Genomic DNA, 19,550 nt, shown 5'->3' with positions numbered 1-19,550 from the left:
TCGAATCGTTTCTGCTGTTTTTAGTCGTCGTCGCTGGGTTGCGGACTCGGCGTGCCCTGACTCGCACTGCTCATCCAGCCGTCGATGTGGTTTGCGACGTAGTCCCGGCCACCCCAGCCGAAGGCGACGCCGACGCCGATTGCGACCGCGGCGGCGAGACCCCACGCGAGTGCTCGCGCGAAGACGTACAGGATGCCGACGTCGATTCCCATCGTATCCAAACCGATGACGATGGCGGTGAAGTACAGGAACATCCGAGTTCCCGAAGCGAACCAGTTGGTGTACGCGGTGTGCGTCGCCGCCCGGGTTCGCATGATGGCGTCTCCGATGAAGTCGGCGACGACGAAGCCCAGCACGATGACGAGCAGTCCCGCGATTAATGCTGGCAGGTACGAGACTGCGGTTGCCACCCATTCGGACAGCGTTGCGATTGCGAGGACGTTCGCCGCGGCGAGAATCGCCAGTGCGTAAATGAACCACGCGGCGAGTTTCCCGAACGCGCCGGATACCGCGCTCTCGGTGCCGCCGAGCATCCTGCCCAGTGGCGTATCGAGCACCATCCTGTCGAGTTCGATTCGGTCGGCAACTCGGCGGACGACCGCCGCCACGCCGCGACCGATTACCCAGCCAATGAGCAGGATGACGAGTGCGCCGACGAGTCGCGGGAGCAGTGCGATAAATCCGGAGATTGGGTCTTGTAACCATCCCGGGAGGCCCCCTAGTTGTAGTACCGTGTCCGTGACTAGCGTGTGTTGAGTCATTGGTTTTCTCCCCCACTACTGCGTGGGCACCGGAAGAATGGACTACAGCCAATTTGTTGTTGGCCGCCTAAACCGAATCAGCAATCGGGTAACGACGAATGATACTGTGTTTATTTTTCTTTGAAGAGATATGAATGTATACATCCGGGAGACGGGTTATGACGGAATCGTTACTATCTTCGAGAATCACAGTAGCAGGGAAAACGTGACGCTCCCACCACAGAGCGTACTTTTCGAACGAAAAGACACGAACCGTTAAACAGTATTACAAAATTTCTGATACGATTTTACATCTGTCCGGCGCGAGAGCGCTCGGTAGTATCTATGCTTCTTCGAGTGCGTACAGCACACTCGGCCCGCCAGCCGGTTCGGTGGTCGCAAAGAGCGTCCCATCCGCCAACAATCGTCGCCCTTTTGCCCGCGTAGGCGAAACCGAACACCGAATGGCCCGGTATCACATCGAGACGTATGGGTGTACCTCGAACCGCGGCGAGAGCCGTCAGATAGAGTCCGCGCTCCGTGACGCGGGCCACTATCGCGTGGGGGCACCCGAGCAGGCGGACGTGGCAATCATGAACTCCTGTACGGTGGTGGAGAAGACGGAACGCAACATGGTTCGCCGGGCCAAAGAACTCGAAGCGGAAACGGCAGACCTCATCATCACGGGCTGTATGGCGCTCGCACAGGGCGACGAGTTCGAGACGGAGGGAATCGACGCCCAAATCCTTCACTGGGACGACGTGCCGACGGCGGTGACGAACGGCGAATGTCCGACTCCCGGCCCGGGCGTCGAACCGGTTCTGGACGGCGTGGTCGGCATTCTCCCCATCGCTCGTGGCTGTATGTCCGACTGTTCGTACTGCATCACGAAGCATGCGACCGGAAAAATCGACTCGCCCTCCGTCGAGGAAAACGTCGAGAAGGCCCGCGCGCTCGTCCACGCAGGCGCGAAGGAACTCCGGATTACCGGACAGGACACGGGCGTGTACGGCTGGGATACGGGCGAGCGAAAACTACACGTCTTGCTCAACCGCATCTGCAACGAAATTGACGGCGACTTTCGGGTTCGCGTCGGCATGGCGAATCCGAAAGGTGTTCACGGCATCCGCGAAGAACTCGCGCACGTCTTCGCCGAAAACGACGAACTGTACAACTTCATCCACGCACCGGTGCAATCCGGGTCGAACGACGTGCTCGGCGACATGCGCAGACAGCACCAAGTCGGCGAATACGTCGAAATCGTGGAGACGTTCGACGAGCATCTGGACTACTGGACACTCTCGACGGACTTCATCGTCGGTTTCCCGACGGAAACCGACGACGACCACGAACAGAGCATGGCCCTTCTGCGCGAAACCCGGCCGGAAAAGCTCAACGTCACCCGATTCTCGAAGCGCCCGAACACGGACGCCGCGAAGATGAAGGGTTTGGGTGGAACCATCAAAAAAGAGCGCTCGAAGGCGATGTCCGAGTTGAAGATGGACATCGTCGGGTCGGCCTACGAAGACATGGTCGGCACCGAAAAGCGCGTGATGGTCGTAGAGGAGGGAACCGGCGATTCGGTAAAATGCCGGGACGAGGCGTATCGGCAGGTCATCGTCCAGAACGCCACGGACTACGGCATCGAACCCGGCGATTTTCTCGACGTGGAAATAACCGGCCATCAGACGGTGTACGCGTTCGGAAAGCCGGTTTGAAGGATTTTAGCGGGTTCAGAAATCGAGTGATTTGGGAGGGCCGAAACAGGATTTTTGGGATGACGAACGCCGACTATTCGACGATTATCGTTCCTTTTTCTCCGACGGTTTCGTGGGGTACACAGTAGTATTCGTATTTTCCGGGCACCTCGAAGGTGTAACAGTGCCCGTAGCCAGCGTCAAATACCGTGTTTTCGCTGTCCGGCGTTCCGTCCCAGTTCGCACCCTCTGGTTGGCTTTCGACGGCGATGTTGTGCGAATCCGACTTCCAGACGAAGGTGACTTCGGTTCCTGCTGGAACTTTGACCAAGTCAGGGGAGAACTCCAGATTCCCGCCCGGGCCGACTTCTATCGGGAGGTCGTCTTCCGTCGCTGGCGACTCTTCGTCCGGGGTCTCCGTCGGTTTCTCGGTCGTCTCCTCTGCCGGTGCGACAGTTACTTTTCCAACCATTCCAGCGGACTGGTGAGGTTGGCAGTAGTATTCGTACTCACCGAGCGTTTCGAAGGTGTGGGTGTGTCGATAGCCCGTGTCGTACACTTTCGATGCGGGGCCGGGCGTGCCCTTCCAATTCGCCCCGTCTGGCTGATTTTTCACCACAATGTTGTGGGTGTCGGACTTCCACTCCCACGCGACGGTTTGGCCGGGATGGACGGTGATGTCGTCGGCGACGAACGCCAACTCCCCGGCGGGGCCGACTTTCAGCGTCCTATCCGCCCGAACCTCGTCGTTCGTTTTCGCATCGTCATCGGTTTGTGATTCGCCACCCGACTCGAGTCGTCCACCTGCGATACATCCGGCGAGGGAACCAACCGCGAGTGTCGCGCCGGTCGCCTTCAGCAATGTCCGTCTGTTGTGTTGGGAGGTCATGGGAACCTGCATCCTTACCTACAACACCGTGGTAAAAAATACCGGGATCCGATTCTCACCATCTGAAAATGGCGTGCTACCGGCCCTCACTGTCTCGAACTGGCGTGTCAGCCAAGCGGTCAGCTTCGTCGTCCATTTTCCACTCGCCGAGTTCCTTCGGGTCAACGTGGACGAACACGTCGTCCACCTCGGAAATGGCCTGAATCGAATGCATCACCGCCGTTTCGATGTCGTGGGCCTCGATGAGCGTCCTGTCGCCCTCGACTTCGATGTGCATGCTCACGTCGATTTCCGGCCCGACGTAGTGGGCGACGACGTCGTGGACGCCTTCCACGTCGGGATGCACGAGCGCCCGCTGGACGATTGTCGCCCGAAGGTCTTCCGGCGGGGCACGTCCGACGAGGTAATCCACGTTGCTCTCCACGATTTCCCACCCGGTGTACAAAATGCCGAGCGAGACGACGCCCGCCGCGAGCGGGTCGAGTTCCGGAACGCCAACGGACGCACCGAGAACCCCGACGAGGGCCGCTCCCGCGGTGAGGATGTCGTTGCGGTTGTCCAGCGCGATTGCTTCCACCGCGGGCGAGTTGGCATTCCCGCCGATTCGGAGACAGTACCGGTACAGTCCGTATTTGACGATGGTCGTCCCGGCGAGGACGCCGACGGCCAGCAAACTCGTCGTCGCCGAAACGTCGCCCGAAAGGAGGGAGGTAGCGGAGCGCCAGAGAATCAAGCCACCCGCCGCGAAGACGCCGAGAGCGACCAACAGCGAGACGAACGGTTCGATTCGTTCGTGTCCGTGCGGGTGTTCGAAATCCGGCGGTTGCGTCGTCAGGTAAAGTCCGGCGAGAACGACGACGCTGTACACCGCGTCCGAGAGGCTGTTGACCGCCTCGGAACCGACCGCGAGGCTCCCGGTTTGAAACCAGACGAGTCCCTTCGCAACCGCAAGCAGGAGATTCGCCGAGAGAACGACGATTCCCGCGGTGCGGACGGCGGACGAGCGGTTCATCGAAGTAACCGTTCGCACTCCAAAGAAAAGGGCGTATCGTCTCGGTCAGTTGCTCAACAACACTCAGAACAGCAGTCACGATCCGTACAGGAGGTTCCCGCACAGCAGTTGACGATAACGACCGTATCGGCGTCTGTGCAGCAGTCTGACACACAGCAGTGGTTTGACATCACACTCTATCGTAGGCACCCATCGAGGATAGTAATATCAGTTTCCGTACCAATAGGTAGTTTCTACAGCGAAACCACCCACGTACGCTTACATCTACGGCGTTCTAATCAGACAGCAATGACTGACGACTGGCAACGGACGTGGCACGCCGTCCGGAGCGTTCTCGGGTCGAAGTGGGCATTTCACGTCGTCCGGGCGCTCTCGGAACGAGAACAGGGGTTCAACGACCTCCGGCGGTCGCTCGGTGGCGTCAGTGCGAAGACGCTCTCCGAACGACTGCGAGAGCTGCGGTGTTTGAATTTCGTGGAGAAGGAAGTTCACGCTACGTCACCGCCGACGACGACGTACCGACTCACCGACCACGGAACGTCACTGGCGGCTATCATGTCGGACGTAGAATCGCTGGTCGAACCGGTCGAGTGTCCCGACGGGGACTGCCCGGTACCTGCCGAGATTGCACCCGAATGTGTATGCTCGAACTCGGTCGAGGGTGCGGCGGAATCGACTTGCGACTTGTAGCGACTCGCGTCAGAAGCGCACGGCTTCGTCCTCGTCGGGAACCGTCGCCCCCTTCTGTTCCGCGAAGGCGCCGTGAATCCGTTCGTAGGTGTCTTCGAGCGCTTCCACGATGACCTTCGTGTCGGAGAGCACCGGCATAAAATTCGTGTCGCCCTGCCACCGCGGGACGATGTGCGTGTGGAGATGGTCGATGGAACCGCCACTTCCCTCGCCGATATTTAGGCCAACGTTGAAGCCGTCCGGCCCGATGGCGGTTTCCAGTGCGTCGAAGGTTCGCTGTTTGAGTTTCGCGTGCCCGAGTAGGGCCTCGTCCGTCAACTCCCGGTAGTCCGCGGTGTGCTGGTTCGGAATGACCATGACGTGGCCCGGATTGTAGGGGTAGTTGTTCAGCATCACCACGGCGTGGTCGTTTCGCGCCACGACGAGAAATTCCCGGTCTTCACCGCGGTTCGGGAGTTCACAGAAGACACAGTCTTCGATTTCGACGTCGTTTTCGTCACGTTCGACCCATTCGATTCGCCACGGCGCGAACACCTGTTGCATGCGTGGATGTGTGGTTTGAAGGGGTTTATTTTATGAGGTTCGTGCCACGTGGCGGAGTTTTGTGGGAATTGACTCGATGAGAGTTTCCAGAATACCGTGGCAGGAAATCACAACAACACAGACCCGCAACCGCTACCGCAGGCCGCACGCCTCCACAACCGATTCGCTCCCTCGCTAGCGCTCGTTCACTCACCCACCGTCAGAGCTTTGCTCTGACGAGCCGTTCGCTCGCTTCGCTCACGAAGACCTCGCGCAGTAATCGGCAGACCTGATCGGCGTCCCGAAGGTCTGCCGACGCGCGCGCCACGATTTTTGTGTCAATTCGAGAAACTCACCGAACCACCACGGCGCGCGCTGGTTCCTCATACTGAATTCCCACAACAAACTCAGAACCCGAAAAACAGCCATTACGGCGTTTTTAACGACTTCATAACCGTGATTAAACGGTTACCTACCGGAATTGCTCACAACCCGACACACCCACACGATACCCTCGTTCCACAACAATATCTTTTCAAACGCTGACTTCGCAGGGGGAACAACGAATGTATCTCATTATCGTCGGTGCGGGCGACATCGGCTCGCAACTCATCAGCATTGCGACCCAGAACAGCAACGACGTGGTGGTCATCGAGAAAAATAAAGAACGCGCGGAACGCGCGTCGATGGAGTTTGACTGTCTCGTCCTCCACGACGACGCGACGGTACTCGACACCTTGGAAGAAGCAGGTGCAGACCGCGCGGACGCCCTCATCAGCACGACCGACCAAGACGCGACGAACATCATGGTCTGTCTGCTGGGACAGGAGATGGAAGTGCCCTCGCTCATCTCGGTCGTTCACAATCCCGAACACATGAACATCTTCCGCCAAATCGGGGTAAACGTCATCGAGAACCCCCAACGCCTCATCGCGGAGTACCTCTATCGCGCCGTAAAACGCCCGTCCATCAAGGACTACATGAAGGTCGGCGAGGAAGCGGAAGTGTTCGAAATCACGGCCGATTCCTATGCGCCGGTTTCGGGCCTCACCCTCTCCGAAGCGGCGAGTGAGGGCCTGTTCGGCGACGGAATATTGGTCGTCGCAATCGAGCGCGACGACGAAGTCATCACCCCGCGCGGGAACACGAGAATAGAAAGTGGCGACCTCATCACCATCTTCTCCGAAAACGGTGCGACGCCGGAGGTAACCGACGTTTTCGGCCATTACGAGAACCACGACTGATATGCCACGTCGCCCAACGGTTGCCGGGGTTCCGGCAGACCTTGCGGTCATTCTGCGAGACATCGGTGCGCTCGTGCTGATGCAAGCGACTTTGATGACGTTCACCGTCCTCTTGGCACTCGTATTCGGGGAGTTTTACGTGGCACTCGCGTTTCTCATCGCGGCCGGAGTCACGGCGGGAGCGGGCGGTACTGCCCGGAAACTATTCGCAAACGCGCCGAATCCGGTGATGAAACACGGGATGGTCATCGCCGCAGGCGGGTGGTTCGCCACCGCGATTTTCGGGGCGATTCCGTTCTTCCTCGCCGCGCATCTGACGCCTGCGTCTGTGATGAACAGCTACGTTCCGGCGGGCGCGAACTACGAACCGATTCGAATCGGCGGGGAGACGACGTTCTCCAGCCTCGCCTACTACGGCAATCCCCTCCATGCAGTGTTCGAGAGCATGTCCGGATGGACGGGAAGCGGCCTGACGATGGCGGTTCACGAACCGTCGCTCCCTCATGCGATTCAGTGGTGGCGGTCGCTCATCCAGTGGGTCGGCGGCGTGGGCGTTATCGTCCTCACGACGGCGATTCTCGCCCGTCCCGGAAGCGGCAGTTACGCGCTCTATCGAGCAGAAACCCGAGAAGAGCGAATCCATCCGAGCATCATTCACACGGTGCAGACGGTGTGGCGAATTTTCCTGCTTTACACCGCGATTGCCGTCGTCCTCTTGTTCGGGGCTATTTGGTGGAGCGAGCCACAACAGGGTCTGTTTGAAACGTTTTGGCAGTCGTTAAATCACGCGATGACGGCGCTTTCGACCGGTGGGTTCAGCGTCACGGACAACTCCATCCAGTCGTATGACTCGCCGCTGGTCGAGGGTGTTTTGCTGCCAATCATGGCGCTCGGAGCAATCGCGTTCCCGATTCATTATCTGGTGCTTCACGACCGGAATTTCGACGAACTGTTTTCCGACCTCCAAACGCGCTGGCTGTTCGTCCTCTTCGTCGCCGGAAGCCTCGTGCTGTCGGTGCAGAACATAATCGCGCTCCCGGTTGCAAGCGAAGCGTTCACGCAAACCGGTTGGATTGGAACACAAAACCTCGGAATGTCGGCGGTGGCGGGCGATGCGACTCGGGACTCCGTCTTCCAGTTCGTCAGCGCCCTCACCTGTACGGGCTTCCAGTCGTCGGACATCGGCAACTGGAGCGCAGGCGGCAAACTCATCATCAGCGGCGCAATGGTGGTGGGCGGTGCGGCAGGGAGTACGGTCGGCGGTATCAAAATCATTCGCGGCTACATGATAAGCAAAGGCATCCAGTGGGAGTTCTCGCGGGTGTTTCTCCCGGCATCTGCGGTGGTCAACACCCGAGTCAACGGGCGAAAACTCGACCGAAACCAAATGTACGAGGAGTTCAGCGAAGCAACAATCGTCAGTATGCTCTGGATTATTCTGCTGATTACGGGAAGCGTCGTCCTCGTGAACGTCACCCCCGGATTTGGCTACGCTGATGCCCTCTTCGAGGTCGCTAGCGCACAGGGCAACGTCGGACTTTCGACCGGTATCGTCGGGCCGATGATGTCGCCCCTCGGTGAGGGGATGCTCGTTCTGAATATGTGGGTCGGACGCCTCGAAATAATCCCTGTGTTGGTCTTCATCCGGTCTGCTCTGTTCGGACTCAATCCCTGAACAAGTATATAAAGAATTCGGCTGTTGTAGAGCGTTCCGCCTTCATTAACGGTTGAGAGGCCACGATAAACGAAGTGGGACGCTCTCGTCGCTCCAAATGGCAAAATCACAAGACTGCGGCCGAATAAACGGTTCGAACGTCTCCCAACAGAGAGGGGTTTTTATGCACGTGTCAGCGGTTGTATGGACTGAGCAGGAAGTCACCATGGCAACAAAAAATCAGGGGTTCCAAGCAATGGTAGAACTGTGCGACAACTGCGGCCGTGAAACCTCACACGAGGTATCAGTCGAAATACGTACCGAGAGCAAAAAGCGGGAAAACGCCGAGTTCTCGCGTGAACCGTACCGTATCACGAGTTGCGAAATGTGCGGTGAAGAGAAGAGCCAGCGGATGAACAACGCGTAACCTGTTCGGTATACCTGTCAGCTATTCTCGTTCTCAAAGAGGATTCGTTACCGAAGTATCACTAAAACATAGTTGATATTTCGAGCCGACTATCTCGTGAACACTTCACAGCCGTCTTCGGTGACGATGACCGAGTGTTCTTTCTGACTGACGAGGAAGCCCTCCTCTTCTTTGAGCACTGGGTAACCGTGAATGACGTTCTTCATTTTCAAACGGCGCAGTGCCATCTCGGGACGGGAACTGTCCAGCCACCGGGTTGCGAACGGGAGCGTTCGGAACTCTTCTGTAATCTGGTCGAGTGCCTTTCGAGCGCTTCGGTCGCGAACCGAGGCTTCGCGTTCGAGGGAGAAAATCTCCTCCTCTGCACCTTCTCGAACTTTCCCACTGCCATCGGTGGCGAACGGTTCGATGGCGACCACGTCGCCAACCTCTAACTCGATTCCCTGCGAAACCGCGCGATTCGGAATGTTCGGTTCGGTGTGCTGTTCGTAGTGGGCCAGTCCGTGGCCAGAGAGGTTGACGACCGGATTGTAGCCGTAGCCGTCGATGACGGATTCGATTTCGGCACCGATTTCGCCCGTCTCCACGCCGGGTTCGACTAGTTCGAGCGCGGCGTCCAACGCTTCCTCGCTCGCCTCCGCGAGGTCGTCGTGGCCCGAGAGGTCAACCGTAATCGCGGTGTCGGCGAGCCAGCCGTCTATCTGAACGCCGATGTCGAGGTTGACCATGTCCTCGCCGAACGTGCTTTCGTCGCCGATGCTCGGCGTCGCGTGGGCCGCTTCTTCGTCGATGCTGATGTTGACCGGGAACGCCGGTTTCCCGCCGAGTTCGCGGATTCGGTCTTCCGCGTACTCTGCGATGTCCAGATGACTCGCACCGACTTCGACGCGCTCCGCGGTTTCCGTGCGAACCTGTGCGAGGATTTCACCGGCCTCCCGGTGTTTTTCGTACTTCTCCGCCGAGAGGTCGATTGACTGGTCGCTCATGCCACGGTGTTCGCCCGAATGCCGGAAAGAGTTTGCGTTACGCGAAAATGCGGCGGGATGGACTGACCCAATCCGAATTTCCCATTACCGACTGATGCCGATCTGCATCGCGTCGCTGTTGAACGCGCTTCCGGCGTTTCCGTCGTTGTCGAGGACGATGACGCCCGCAGTCGAACCGGTGAGTTCGGCAAACTCCTCAATTGCGCGGTCTGCGGCCTCCTGTGCGTCGTAGCCGGATTCGAGGTGGCGAACCGCTCTCCGGGTAAGCGTCGATTTGGCGATGTCTTCGCCCGCACCCGTGGAACTGGCCGCACCTGCCGGGGCCGCGTAAAAGCCGCTCCCGATTTGCGGTACGTCGCCGACTCGACCCGCGAGTGCGAGCCACCGTCCGCCGGTCGAGGTTGCGGCGGCGAACTCATCGCCGTCGTAGGCGACCGCGCCGACGGTATCCGCCCCGCCGAATTTCTCGCGGAGCCATTCTACGTGCTCGCTCGGCGTTCCGTCGGGCGCATCGTAGTCGTTCCACCGCTCCTCACTCGTTTCCGTCCAGAGGTCGATACCGGTTTCGACGCCGAAATCGGCCGCCAATTCGACTGCGTGGTCGCCGCTGACGAGGACGTGCGGCGTTTCCTCCATTACGACGCGGGCCGCGCTGACGGCGTGTTCGACGCCGGACATGGAGCAGGCCGCGCCCGCTTCGCGGTCGCTCGTCATGATTCCGGCGTCGGTTCGAACCTCGCCGTCGCTCTGGACTGCACCGCCGACACCCGCGTTGAATCGCGGCGACGATTCGAGGACGTGAACCGCGGCCTCGACCGCATCGACGACCGTCTCCGCCTTTCCGCCGGTTTCTGCGGCCTCATCGAGGACTGCCTGTCGGAGCGTCGGTTCGTCGGGTTCGCCGCCAGCGCCGCCGTGTACGATGACTTTCATGCCGACTGCTCTCGTGTGAGACGGCTTAAATTCACGTCAAACGGCGATTCGGACGAACTAATGATGTGTCGGCTTCAGTGATCAAGACACGGAGCAGTTTTCGGTTTTGGAATTGGGAATTGAAAACGAACGGTAGTCACCAATTGGACGGCGTCACCAGCCACAGTTCAGGATTTGAGAGGGGAGTGAGTCGAATACCGACCCCATTTAAATATAACTTCGTAGACTACGTAAAAATTATACGAATGGTTTCGAACAGTGTTCGTTTAAATGATTATTAGTTAGCTGTTTCTCTTGATAATAGGAAATATAAAATCGATAACCATGATTCATAGTTCACTATTTCTAACCGTATCATGGCCGAAAAACCAGCATTCAGCCGCCGAACGATGCTCTCGTTGACCGCCGCCGGTCTCGTCGGGAGTGGTACCGCCATCGCCGCACAGTCCTCCGATGATGCAACTGTAACTGAGTACGACACGGACGCGAGCGTAGATGTTGACAATACCTCGTGGCCGATGCCAAACCACGACGGGGGCAGAACGAAGTACAATCCCAATGCGAGCGTTCCGACCGGAACGTTGTCCCCCCGATGGAAGCATTCTGGTTCGATTGGCGTGCCAACCGTCAGCAACGGCGTCGCTTACTACACAAGGGGACGAGTTCCCGACGACGTTCCTCCTGAGGAAGTGACGCGGACGCTTCACGCGATTGACGTAGACAGTTGGGACTCGCTGTGGGAAACGGAGCTTGGAACGCCCGATGAGTGGCACAGCCATCGGCTCGCAGTCGCTGACGATGTTGTGTACGCGAGCCAACGCAGTCACACACAGGCGTTCGATGCGACCGATGGTTCCGAACTGTGGTCCGCCGATACGGGGGGCTATGGGCCTGTCGTTACCGACGAATCGCTCGTGGTTCACGGTGGACAGATAGAACGACACTGGTCGGACGACCTCGTCGTCCTCTCCCGCGATGATGGAAGTGTCCGCTGGCGGATGGACAGTGTTGCCAAACCGGTCGTTGTGAACGGGTCGGTGTTCGTGTTGAAAAGTGGCGAAGACGACTCGGGGATATATTCATTAGACGTCGAAACCGGGGAGACGCAGTGGAAACGAGAGCTGTCGGCTGTCGTGTCCGTCGCAACGGAAAGCGAACTGTACGTTGACCAAGACAATGTTCTCCTCGCGCTAGACCCTGAGACAGGTGAAACGAAGTGGCAGTACAACTTCACGGAAGTCATCGAACCACCGAACAGCAACGAGTGGGGATGGGAGATTACCGTACACGTAGCTGACGAGGAGAGAGTCTACGTCGATTGTAGCGGCGATTTCTTCGCACTCAATGCGACGACGGGCGAGAAGGTATGGCGAAACGACGAGGTAGATGCACTTCGACTCGTCGGCACGAGCGACGGATTGTATCATATCGTGGACGAAGGGTGGAGAGACGACAAGCCGGGATGTCTCATCCGTCGGGACAAGGAAACGGGCGAGAGTATCACTAAACAAAAGATAGTCGTCAGCCAAGCCCCTGTCAACAGCGAACAGTTCATCATCACGGACGGACGGGTCTATACGACTATCGGTCGGTTCGATTCGAGGGGAACTGTGGCACTAGTTGGTGACGAAAATGGAGGCGACGATGGGTCTGACGACGATTCAGACGATTCAGATGACTCGGACGACAACGACGACTGCTGACCGCATCAGCAACCGAACCCACTCAATTCTTTAAGGGAGTATAAGGCTCATACGAGGGGGAAACGGCAGGGCTTTTACCCTCCTCGAAACATCGTTCGAACGATTATGAGCTACGAGTACGACAAGGTGGAAGTACCTGCGGAAGGGTCTCAAATCACGCACGACGAGGAGACGGGCGAGTTGGAAGTTCCCGACGACCCCATCATCCCGATTATTCACGGCGACGGTATCGGAACCGACGTCGGCCCGGCCGCACAGAAAGTTCTCGAAGCCGCAGCAGAGGCGACTGGACGCGAAATCAACTGGATGCGCGTCTACGCCGGAGAAAGTGCACGCGAAACCTACGACGAGAATCTCCCTGACGACACAGTCGAAGCAATCAAGCAGTTCAACATCGCCATCAAAGGGCCGCTCACGACGCCAGTCGGCGCAGGATTCCGTAGCCTGAACGTCGCGCTTCGCAAGACGCTCGACCTGTACGCGAACGTTCGACCAACGTACCACCTCGACGGCGTTCCGTCACCCGTCAAGAACCCCGGTGCGATGGACATGGTCACCTTCCGTGAGAACACGGAGGACGTCTACGCCGGTATCGAGTGGGAAGCAGGAACCGACGAAGTCGAGCAAGTCAAGGCGTTCGTCGAGGACGAAATGGGCTACGATTCGACCATCCACGACGGCCCGGTCGGCATCGGCATCAAGCCGATTACCGAGTTCGGAACGAAACGCCTCGTCCGCGAGGCAATCGAGTATGCCCTCGAAAACGGCCGTGACTCCGTCACGCTCGTCCACAAGGGCAACATCATGAAGTTCACCGAAGGCGCGTTCCGTGACTGGGGTTACGAACTCGCAGAGGAGGAGTTCGGCGACGTCACCATCACGGAAGACGAGCTTTGGGACGAGTACGACGGCGAACAGCCGGACGACAAACTCGTCGTCAAAGACCGCATCGCGGACAACATGCTCCAGCAGATTCTCACCCGTACCGACCAGTACGACGTCGTCGCCACGATGAACCTGAACGGCGACTACATGTCCGACGCCGCGGGTGCCCAAATCGGTGGCCTCGGCATCGCACCCGGTGCGAACTTCGGTGACCACCGCTGTCTCGCAGAGCCGGTTCACGGTTCCGCACCGAAATACGCAGGCGAGGACAAGGTCAACCCGACCGCGATGATTCTCTCCGGCCGCCTCATGCTCGAATACATGGGCTGGAAGGACGCAGGCAAACTCGTCCGCGACGCCGTCGAAGAGACGATTTCCTCCGGGAAGGTCACCTACGACCTCGAACGCCAAATCGAGGGCGGCGAGAAACTCGCAACCAGCGAGTACGCCGACGCCATCGTCGAAAACATCCACAACCTCGCGTAAGCGAGTCGTGGGTTAACTGCGCTTTGCTCGGTGCTATCGAAAAGCTGTCGTGGAGAGTTTTTCGACCCACCACTGCGACTCCGCGAAAATAGTACGATTTCTCGAAGAATCTGTTTCCACGACGAACGTAGTTCAGCCGAATTTATACCTCGTTACTTCCACGGCACGTCCAGTCGCGGCGGACTGAAGATGTCGATACCGCGAACCGGTTCGTCACCCTCGTTTTCAGCGGAGTGTGGTTCGTCCCCCGGAATCGCGTAGGAGTCACCCTCTCCGAGAACGATTTTCTCACCATCGACGACGAACGTCAACGCGCCGCTGTGGATGAAACCGGTCTGTTCGTGTTCGTGACTGTGTTCCGGCACCGTCGCGTCGGGTTCGATGTGAAAGTGCTGGATGCTCATCTCCTCTCCGGCGGCCAGTTGCGCGAGATGGACGCCATCGACGGCTTCAGTTGGCTCGTGGTCTGAAAGGGAATCTCTTTCCATGAAAGACACTCTCAGGCAGAGACGGTAAATCTCCCGGTGAGCATTTAAATACGAAGACGGAACCAGTTCGGCACGGTGACAGTCCAACTTGCGAGCGAGCGCAGAGTTAAACACGGCGGCAGTCGGAGACAAGGACATGTACAGCGTCGTCGGGTGTAGTGCATGTAGCAACCTGTGGATAGTCGATGGAAATCCGGAGACGACGCAGTGTTCGCGCTGTGGCAAGCGGAAGAAATTTCGAAAGCTCAAAAAGTTCGTCGAAACCGAGGACGAAGACCAAGCCAGAGAGATTCGCGCGTCCATGATCGCCAACCGACAGGGACACGGCGACGCGTTCGCGGAACTCGATTCGTTCGCCGAGATGAACGCCCAAATCGACCACGCGGGAATGGACGACGAGGAGTATTTAGACCGCTCCGGAATCGACACCGAGGAAGTGTCCGCCGTCGAGGAGCGCTCTCGGCGCGGGACGACGAGCAAGGACAAAAAGCAAATCGTGTTGGACGCGCTCGAAAAACTCGATAGGCCGGAGGAAAAAGCAGTCGTCGCCTACGCAAGTGAACGCGGTGTTTCTCGGGAGTACGTGGAAAAATCTCTCCAAAAACTCGTGCGGCGTGGTGAAGTCAGCGAAAGTCAGGGGCGGTATCGTCGCCTGTAAAAATGGAAGAAATGACGCTACTTACGGGAGCGCACCGTTCAGTCCTTTCCATACGGCGACGACCAACGTGATAACGGTGAGCAACAGTTTCAGGAACTGAAGCACACGGTATGCTCGGGAGTCCGTAATCGGTGCGTCCTTGTCGGAGGATGCTGTCGCCATTCAAGGTCACCATCGGACGGCACGATGCGAGCAATTCCGTCAATCGCACGTGCCAGTTGGATAGTCTCTGCGTTCCGTAATAAAATTCTAGTAAAATTGTTTTGGATTTTAATTGGTGGCGGAACGCTTACCGACCGAGTTCTTCGTGCGCACTGGAGAGGTGGCGTGATGCGAGCGCCGCGAGCAGGGAGAGTTCTCCCGCGAGCGCACCGACTGCAATGATTTCCGCGAGCGCATCCGCGTTGCTTCCGGCAGGGTGGCCGCCGCCGCGGAGTCCGAGTACGTCGAGGGCTTCCGATTGCGTCGGGAGTTTCGTGCCGCCGCCGACAGTGCCGACTTCCAGACTGGCGATGCTGACGCTTGCGTACAACTCGTCCTCTCGTACTTCGACGGTCGTAATCGCGTTGCTCCCTTCGACCACCTGCGCGGCGTCCTGTCCGGTTGCGAGGAACGCCGCGGCGATGATGTTCGCGGCGTGGGCGTTGAACCCGAGGCTTCCTGCCTTCGCGCTTCCGACGAGATTCTTTCGCGTGTTCGCCTCCTCGATTGCTTCCGGGGTCGTGTGCAATCGTCCTTCGACCGTTTCGCGCGGGATTCGAACGTCCGCCGTGACGCTCCGCCCACGTCCCTCCACAGCGTTGATTGCGGCGGGTTTCTTGTCCGAGCAGAGGTTGCCCGAAAGCGCGACGAGGTTTGCAGGTGTTTCTTCCTCGACCAACGACGCGGCTTCGCCGGTCGCAATGGTCGCCATGTTCATGCCCATCGCGTCTTTCGTGTCGTAGACGAATCGCAGGAAAACGGAGTCGCCGACGACGTAGGTCGTCACGTCTTCGAGTTCGCCGTGGTTGGTCGTGGCTTCCGCGACCCCCGCAAGTTCGTCGCGGTTTTCACGAACCCAGTTCACGACTTCTTCCGCTTCGGCGATGCCCTGTACGCGGAAAACCGGGGCGCGAGTCATTCCGGTCTTCGTGACGCGGGCGTCCGCGCCTCCCGCGGTACTGATGACGGAGCAACCGCGATTGACGCTGGCCAGCAGTGCCCCCTCGGTTGTTGCGAGTGGGAGGTAGTAATCGCCTTCCGCTGACCCGCCGTTGACCGCGACGGGGCCCGCGACGCCCATCGGAATCTGAGCCGTCCCCATCATGTTCTCGATGTTAGGTTCGGCCATCTCCGCGTCGAAGGCGTAGTCGCCGACCGTGTCGAGGGTCGCGTCGGTTTCCGATTCGAGGAGGTTTCGGCGCGCCTCGGCGGCGGTGTCGTGGTCGGCGTGGTCTTCGAGTTCGTGGAGGTGCAGGTCGCCCGCCCGAACCTGTTCCGCGAGTTCGTCTGCGTCGGACATGGTTCGGAATTTCTCCCGCGCCCCCTAACAGTTGCCCATTTGTACGAGCCATCAAGGATTTCTTCACCCTATGAGAATAGTAACCATGGAAACGAGGGGCGTGACAGCAAGCGACATCCCGGAAATTCGTCGCGTTTCGCACGAAGCGGTGGACACGGCATACGACTTCCTCCCCGAGAAAGAGCGCGAAGCGACCGTGAGGGAGCGGTTCAGCGACGACCGCTTCCAAACCGCACTGGCCGACAACGACGTGATACTCATCGCCGCAGTCGGGGACGGGGAACTCGTCGGCTACGCGCACATCGAGGCTGTTAGTCGGGCGAACGCGGTCGGTGAAGCGGCGATTCGAGGAATCTACGTCGAACCAAATCGCTGGCGCGAAGGCATCGGAACCATCCTTCTCGATGCCACCGAAAGAGCGGTTCGAGAGCGCGGATTTACGCAACTATCGATTGGCGTTCTCACCGACAACGAACAGGGGAGACGATTTTTCGAATCGAACGGGTTCGAGCGCGTGGAAGAAAGAGTCGAGGATTTGTTTACTGGCGGAACAGCGTACCAGCAGGTGTACTATCACGATTTCGCGTAGCAACTACTCCGAATCGAAATTGACAACTATGTGAACTTCAGTAGACGAGTATGGTCGAAATTACGATGTCCGTCTATTTGGCCGTCCCGCTCGCCCTCCTCGGTTCCGCGTGGATATACCACGATGCGAAAAAGCGGAAGATGGACACCGTCGATATGTGGGCTGTGGGATTTTTTGTCGGCTTCTTCGTCCCGCCGTTCATCGGGGCAATCGCAGTGTACGCGTTTTACATCCAACGGCGAAATCGCAGGGGCGGGTCGTTACACGCAGTTCCGTCAGAATAACTGCGGTTTTCGGTCGGTGAGGCGGTTTTCGGTCAGTTCGCTTTCGACTCACTGACTTGTGACATTCTCCCGGTGGACGACCTCACCGTCGTGAACCACCGCCAGCGTGAATGTTTTGTGCGGGCCACCGTCCGGAATCCGGACGGTGGCAGTGTAGTTCGCCAGTCCCACGCAGTCCCGTTGCGGTTTCTCGGTCGTTCGATTGCTGGACACCCGGAGCGTGTAGTTGCTCCACCCTGTTTCGACCAGTTCCGGACGTTCGAGCGAGTAGGCGGCGTCGGGGACGCTCACGTTTCCGGTGACGACGAGATGGCTCCCTTCGTTCTCGGTTCGCTTTGTCGTCTGAACTCGGTTTGTAGGCGAATCGACACAGCCACCACCGGTCAGCACCGCACCAACGAGTTTCGGCTCTTCGGGCTTTTTCTCGGTGACGACATCGGTTTTTCCGCCGAGGAATCCGGCGTCGGAACACCCGGCGAGGAAGACGAGCGTGGCGACGAAGAGTGTGAGAACGGAACGTTTCGAGGGCATCATTCGTGTAATCACAACGAATTGTCAAAATCGTTCTGCCGCTCCCCGAACAGTTATCGCCGTCGGACGACACCACGAAAGCATGACAGCGCCAGCGGATGTGATTTTCACGAACGCCGAGGTCCACACCCTCGCTGAACCCGACGAGACGGCGGACGCGGTGGCCGTCCGCGACGGGGAAATCGTTCGTGTGGACAGCGCCTACGAAGTGGACTTCTTGGAAGGCGTCGAAACCGACATGGTAGACCTCGGTGGGCGCGTTCTCCTGCCGGGGTTCATCGACGCCCACACCCACCTGATGATGGTCGGAAACTATCTCGTCAACGCCGACCTTTCCGTCGCCGATTCGCCCGACGACTGCGTGGAACTGCTCGCCGAGTTAGACGCCGACCGCGACTGGATTTTGGGCTATGGATTCGACGAAAGCACGTGGGAGGAGTCGCGCTATCTGACCCGCGACGACCTCGATTCAGTGAGCGAAACGCGGCCCGTAGTCGCGTTTCGTGAGGACATGCACACCGCCTCGGTCAACAGCGAGGCCCTCTCCCGACTCCGCGACCAAATGCCGGACGAGGACGTCGAAACCGAGGGCGGCGAACCGACCGGCGTTATCGTGGAAGAGGCCGTCGATGCCATCTACGAGGCCATCGAACCCGACGCAGAGACGATGCGCGAACTCCTGCTGGCGGCACAAGGAGACGCCCACAAAAAGGGAATTACCGGCGTTCACGACATGGTTCGGCGCTCGCGGGCACCCGAAGTGTACCGGTCGCTCGAACTCGACGGCGACCTCGACCTGCGCGTGCGCATCAACTACTGGAGCGACCACCTCGACGCAGTCGAGGAAATCGGCCTCCAGACCAACCACGGGAGCGAGTTCGTCCGAACCGGCGCGATAAAATCCTTTACAGACGGGAGTTTCGGCGGTCGAACCGCGAAACTCACCGAACCCTACGCGGACGGCGACGGAACCGGCCAGTGGGTCGTCCCCCCGAAAGAACTGAACGAAATCGTTTCACGCGCAGACGACGCCGGATTGCAGGTCACGGTGCACGCCATCGGCGACGAAGCAATCGAGGAGACGCTCGACGCCTTCGGGGAAACCGACGACCCCGGCGCGATGCGTCACCGCGTCGAACACGTCGAACTCGTGACCGATGAGCAGATAGAACGATTTGCAGAAACCGGCATCGTCGCCTCCGTCCAACCGAACTTCCTGAAGTGGGCGCAGGAGGGCGGCCTGTACGACGCTCGACTGGGCGAGGAGCGAAGAAAGCAGACGAACCGTTTCCGAACCCTACTCGATTCCGGCGCACACCTCGCGTTCGGAAGCGACTGCATGCCCCTCGACCCACTGCTCGGGATTCACCAGACCGTCAACGCGCCCGTCGAAGCACAGCAGTTGAGCGTCACCGAAGCCCTCCGCGCATACACGCACGGGGCGGCCTACGCCGGATTCGATGAAGACCGTCTGGGGACAGTCGAGAAAGGCAAAAAGGCGGATTTCGTCGTCCTCGACAGTTCCCCGTGGGAAGAGTCAGACGACATCGAAACCATCGACGTGGCGATGACGGTCGTAGACGGAAAAGTCGTGTTCGACGGGCGAAACGATTAAACAGCGGTTTTACATT

At 58.8% G+C, this 19,550-nt stretch carries 21 protein-coding genes; 11 read left to right on the top strand and 10 right to left on the bottom strand.

Annotation, left to right across the window (positions count from 1 at the left end):
• Positions 1–20 precede the first annotated feature (20 nt).
• Positions 21–761, bottom strand: a complete 741-nt coding sequence (locus HL45_RS03750) for a mechanosensitive ion channel family protein (protein ID WP_049969755.1) — start codon at positions 759–761, stop codon at positions 21–23.
• Positions 762–1,204: 443 nt separating this feature from the next.
• Between HL45_RS03750 and HL45_RS03745 the strand changes: the two genes are divergently transcribed.
• Positions 1,205–2,458: a tRNA (N(6)-L-threonylcarbamoyladenosine(37)-C(2))-methylthiotransferase gene (locus HL45_RS03745; RefSeq protein WP_049969754.1), complete on the top strand. Its 1,254-nt coding sequence runs from the start codon at positions 1,205–1,207 to the stop codon at positions 2,456–2,458.
• Positions 2,459–2,531: 73 nt separating this feature from the next.
• Here the strand turns inward: HL45_RS03745 and HL45_RS03740 are convergent, their stop codons facing one another.
• Together HL45_RS03740 and HL45_RS03735 are read right to left on the bottom strand one after the other, a co-directional pair.
• Positions 2,532–3,326: a plastocyanin/azurin family copper-binding protein gene (locus tag HL45_RS03740; protein ID WP_084156805.1), complete on the bottom strand. Its 795-nt coding sequence runs from the start codon at positions 3,324–3,326 to the stop codon at positions 2,532–2,534.
• A gap of 76 nt (positions 3,327–3,402) precedes the next feature.
• On the bottom strand, positions 3,403–4,338 hold the full coding sequence (locus HL45_RS03735) for a cation diffusion facilitator family transporter (protein WP_049969753.1): 936 nt from the start codon (positions 4,336–4,338) through the stop codon (positions 3,403–3,405).
• Between the two features lie 288 nt (positions 4,339–4,626).
• Here HL45_RS03735 and HL45_RS03730 point away from each other — a divergent pair, with 288 nt between their 5' ends.
• Entirely contained in the window at positions 4,627–5,028 is a 402-nt protein-coding gene (locus HL45_RS03730; protein ID WP_084156786.1) for a winged helix-turn-helix transcriptional regulator, read from the top strand.
• 9 nt (positions 5,029–5,037) lie between these two features.
• On the opposite strand, the gene HL45_RS03725 is transcribed toward HL45_RS03730, so the two are convergent.
• Positions 5,038–5,571: an HIT family protein gene (locus tag HL45_RS03725; RefSeq protein WP_049969752.1), complete on the bottom strand. Its 534-nt coding sequence runs from the start codon at positions 5,569–5,571 to the stop codon at positions 5,038–5,040.
• Positions 5,572–6,116: 545 nt separating this feature from the next.
• Here HL45_RS03725 and HL45_RS03720 point away from each other — a divergent pair.
• The 3 genes from HL45_RS03720 (at position 6,117) to HL45_RS03710 (ending at position 8,875) form a co-directional block, all read left to right on the top strand.
• Positions 6,117–6,794 (top strand): potassium channel family protein, encoded by a 678-nt coding sequence (locus HL45_RS03720; RefSeq protein ID WP_049969751.1) that lies wholly within the window; start codon positions 6,117–6,119, stop codon positions 6,792–6,794.
• A gap of 1 nt (position 6,795) precedes the next feature.
• Positions 6,796–8,469 (top strand): TrkH family potassium uptake protein, encoded by a 1,674-nt coding sequence (locus tag HL45_RS03715; RefSeq protein ID WP_049969750.1) that lies wholly within the window; start codon positions 6,796–6,798, stop codon positions 8,467–8,469.
• A 205-nt stretch (positions 8,470–8,674) separates the two neighbouring features.
• Positions 8,675–8,875 (top strand): DUF7835 family putative zinc beta-ribbon protein, encoded by a 201-nt coding sequence (locus tag HL45_RS03710; protein WP_049970076.1) that lies wholly within the window; start codon positions 8,675–8,677, stop codon positions 8,873–8,875.
• Between the two features lie 89 nt (positions 8,876–8,964).
• Here HL45_RS03710 and map read toward each other — a convergent pair whose 3' ends face one another.
• A complete protein-coding gene (gene map, locus HL45_RS03705; RefSeq protein ID WP_049969749.1) occupies positions 8,965–9,861 on the bottom strand; it encodes a type II methionyl aminopeptidase in 897 nt (298 codons plus the stop codon).
• 84 nt (positions 9,862–9,945) lie between these two features.
• The gene (locus tag HL45_RS03700; RefSeq protein WP_049969748.1) at positions 9,946–10,794 is read right to left on the bottom strand and encodes an isoaspartyl peptidase/L-asparaginase; all 849 of its coding nucleotides are present in this window, start codon (positions 10,792–10,794) and stop codon (positions 9,946–9,948) included.
• A gap of 356 nt (positions 10,795–11,150) precedes the next feature.
• Between HL45_RS03700 and HL45_RS03695 the strand changes: the two genes are divergently transcribed.
• Complete coding sequence (locus tag HL45_RS03695; protein WP_049969747.1) at positions 11,151–12,497, top strand: outer membrane protein assembly factor BamB family protein; 1,347 nt, start codon at positions 11,151–11,153, stop codon at positions 12,495–12,497.
• Positions 12,498–12,602: 105 nt separating this feature from the next.
• Positions 12,603–13,868 carry an isocitrate dehydrogenase (NADP(+)) gene (gene icd / locus HL45_RS03690; RefSeq protein WP_049969746.1) on the top strand — a complete coding sequence of 422 codons (1,266 nt, stop codon included), beginning with the start codon at positions 12,603–12,605 and terminating at the stop codon, positions 13,866–13,868.
• A 152-nt stretch (positions 13,869–14,020) separates the two neighbouring features.
• On the opposite strand, the gene HL45_RS03685 is transcribed toward icd, so the two are convergent.
• Entirely contained in the window at positions 14,021–14,356 is a 336-nt protein-coding gene (locus HL45_RS03685; protein WP_049969745.1) for a cupin domain-containing protein, read from the bottom strand.
• A gap of 136 nt (positions 14,357–14,492) precedes the next feature.
• On the opposite strand from HL45_RS03685, the gene HL45_RS03680 reads away from it, so the two are divergent.
• Positions 14,493–15,014: a DUF5817 domain-containing protein gene (locus HL45_RS03680; protein WP_049969744.1), complete on the top strand. Its 522-nt coding sequence runs from the start codon at positions 14,493–14,495 to the stop codon at positions 15,012–15,014.
• Positions 15,015–15,035: 21 nt separating this feature from the next.
• On the opposite strand, the gene HL45_RS21075 is transcribed toward HL45_RS03680, so the two are convergent.
• Together HL45_RS21075 and hmgA are read right to left on the bottom strand one after the other, a co-directional pair.
• On the bottom strand, positions 15,036–15,176 hold the full coding sequence (locus HL45_RS21075) for a hypothetical protein (RefSeq protein ID WP_162833840.1): 141 nt from the start codon (positions 15,174–15,176) through the stop codon (positions 15,036–15,038).
• Positions 15,177–15,303: 127 nt separating this feature from the next.
• Entirely contained in the window at positions 15,304–16,515 is a 1,212-nt protein-coding gene (hmgA, locus tag HL45_RS03675; RefSeq protein WP_049969743.1) for a hydroxymethylglutaryl-CoA reductase (NADPH), read from the bottom strand.
• Between the two features lie 85 nt (positions 16,516–16,600).
• Between hmgA and HL45_RS03670 the strand changes: the two genes are divergently transcribed.
• Complete coding sequence (locus HL45_RS03670) at positions 16,601–17,104, top strand: GNAT family N-acetyltransferase (RefSeq protein ID WP_049969742.1); 504 nt, start codon at positions 16,601–16,603, stop codon at positions 17,102–17,104.
• A 50-nt stretch (positions 17,105–17,154) separates the two neighbouring features.
• Positions 17,155–17,388 carry a hypothetical protein gene (locus HL45_RS03665; protein WP_049969741.1) on the top strand — a complete coding sequence of 78 codons (234 nt, stop codon included), beginning with the start codon at positions 17,155–17,157 and terminating at the stop codon, positions 17,386–17,388.
• Between the two features lie 48 nt (positions 17,389–17,436).
• Here HL45_RS03665 and HL45_RS03660 read toward each other — a convergent pair whose 3' ends face one another.
• Positions 17,437–17,919 carry a hypothetical protein gene (locus HL45_RS03660; protein WP_144239994.1) on the bottom strand — a complete coding sequence of 161 codons (483 nt, stop codon included), beginning with the start codon at positions 17,917–17,919 and terminating at the stop codon, positions 17,437–17,439.
• An 82-nt stretch (positions 17,920–18,001) separates the two neighbouring features.
• Between HL45_RS03660 and HL45_RS03655 the strand changes: the two genes are divergently transcribed.
• A complete protein-coding gene (locus HL45_RS03655) occupies positions 18,002–19,534 on the top strand; it encodes an amidohydrolase (protein ID WP_049969739.1) in 1,533 nt (510 codons plus the stop codon).
• Positions 19,535–19,550 lie beyond the last annotated feature (16 nt).

It is taken from the genome of Haladaptatus cibarius D43, assembly GCF_000710615.1.
Lineage (GTDB): Archaea > Halobacteriota > Halobacteria > Halobacteriales > Haladaptataceae > Haladaptatus > Haladaptatus cibarius.
This window is presented reverse-complemented; position numbering and strand designations above follow the sequence as displayed.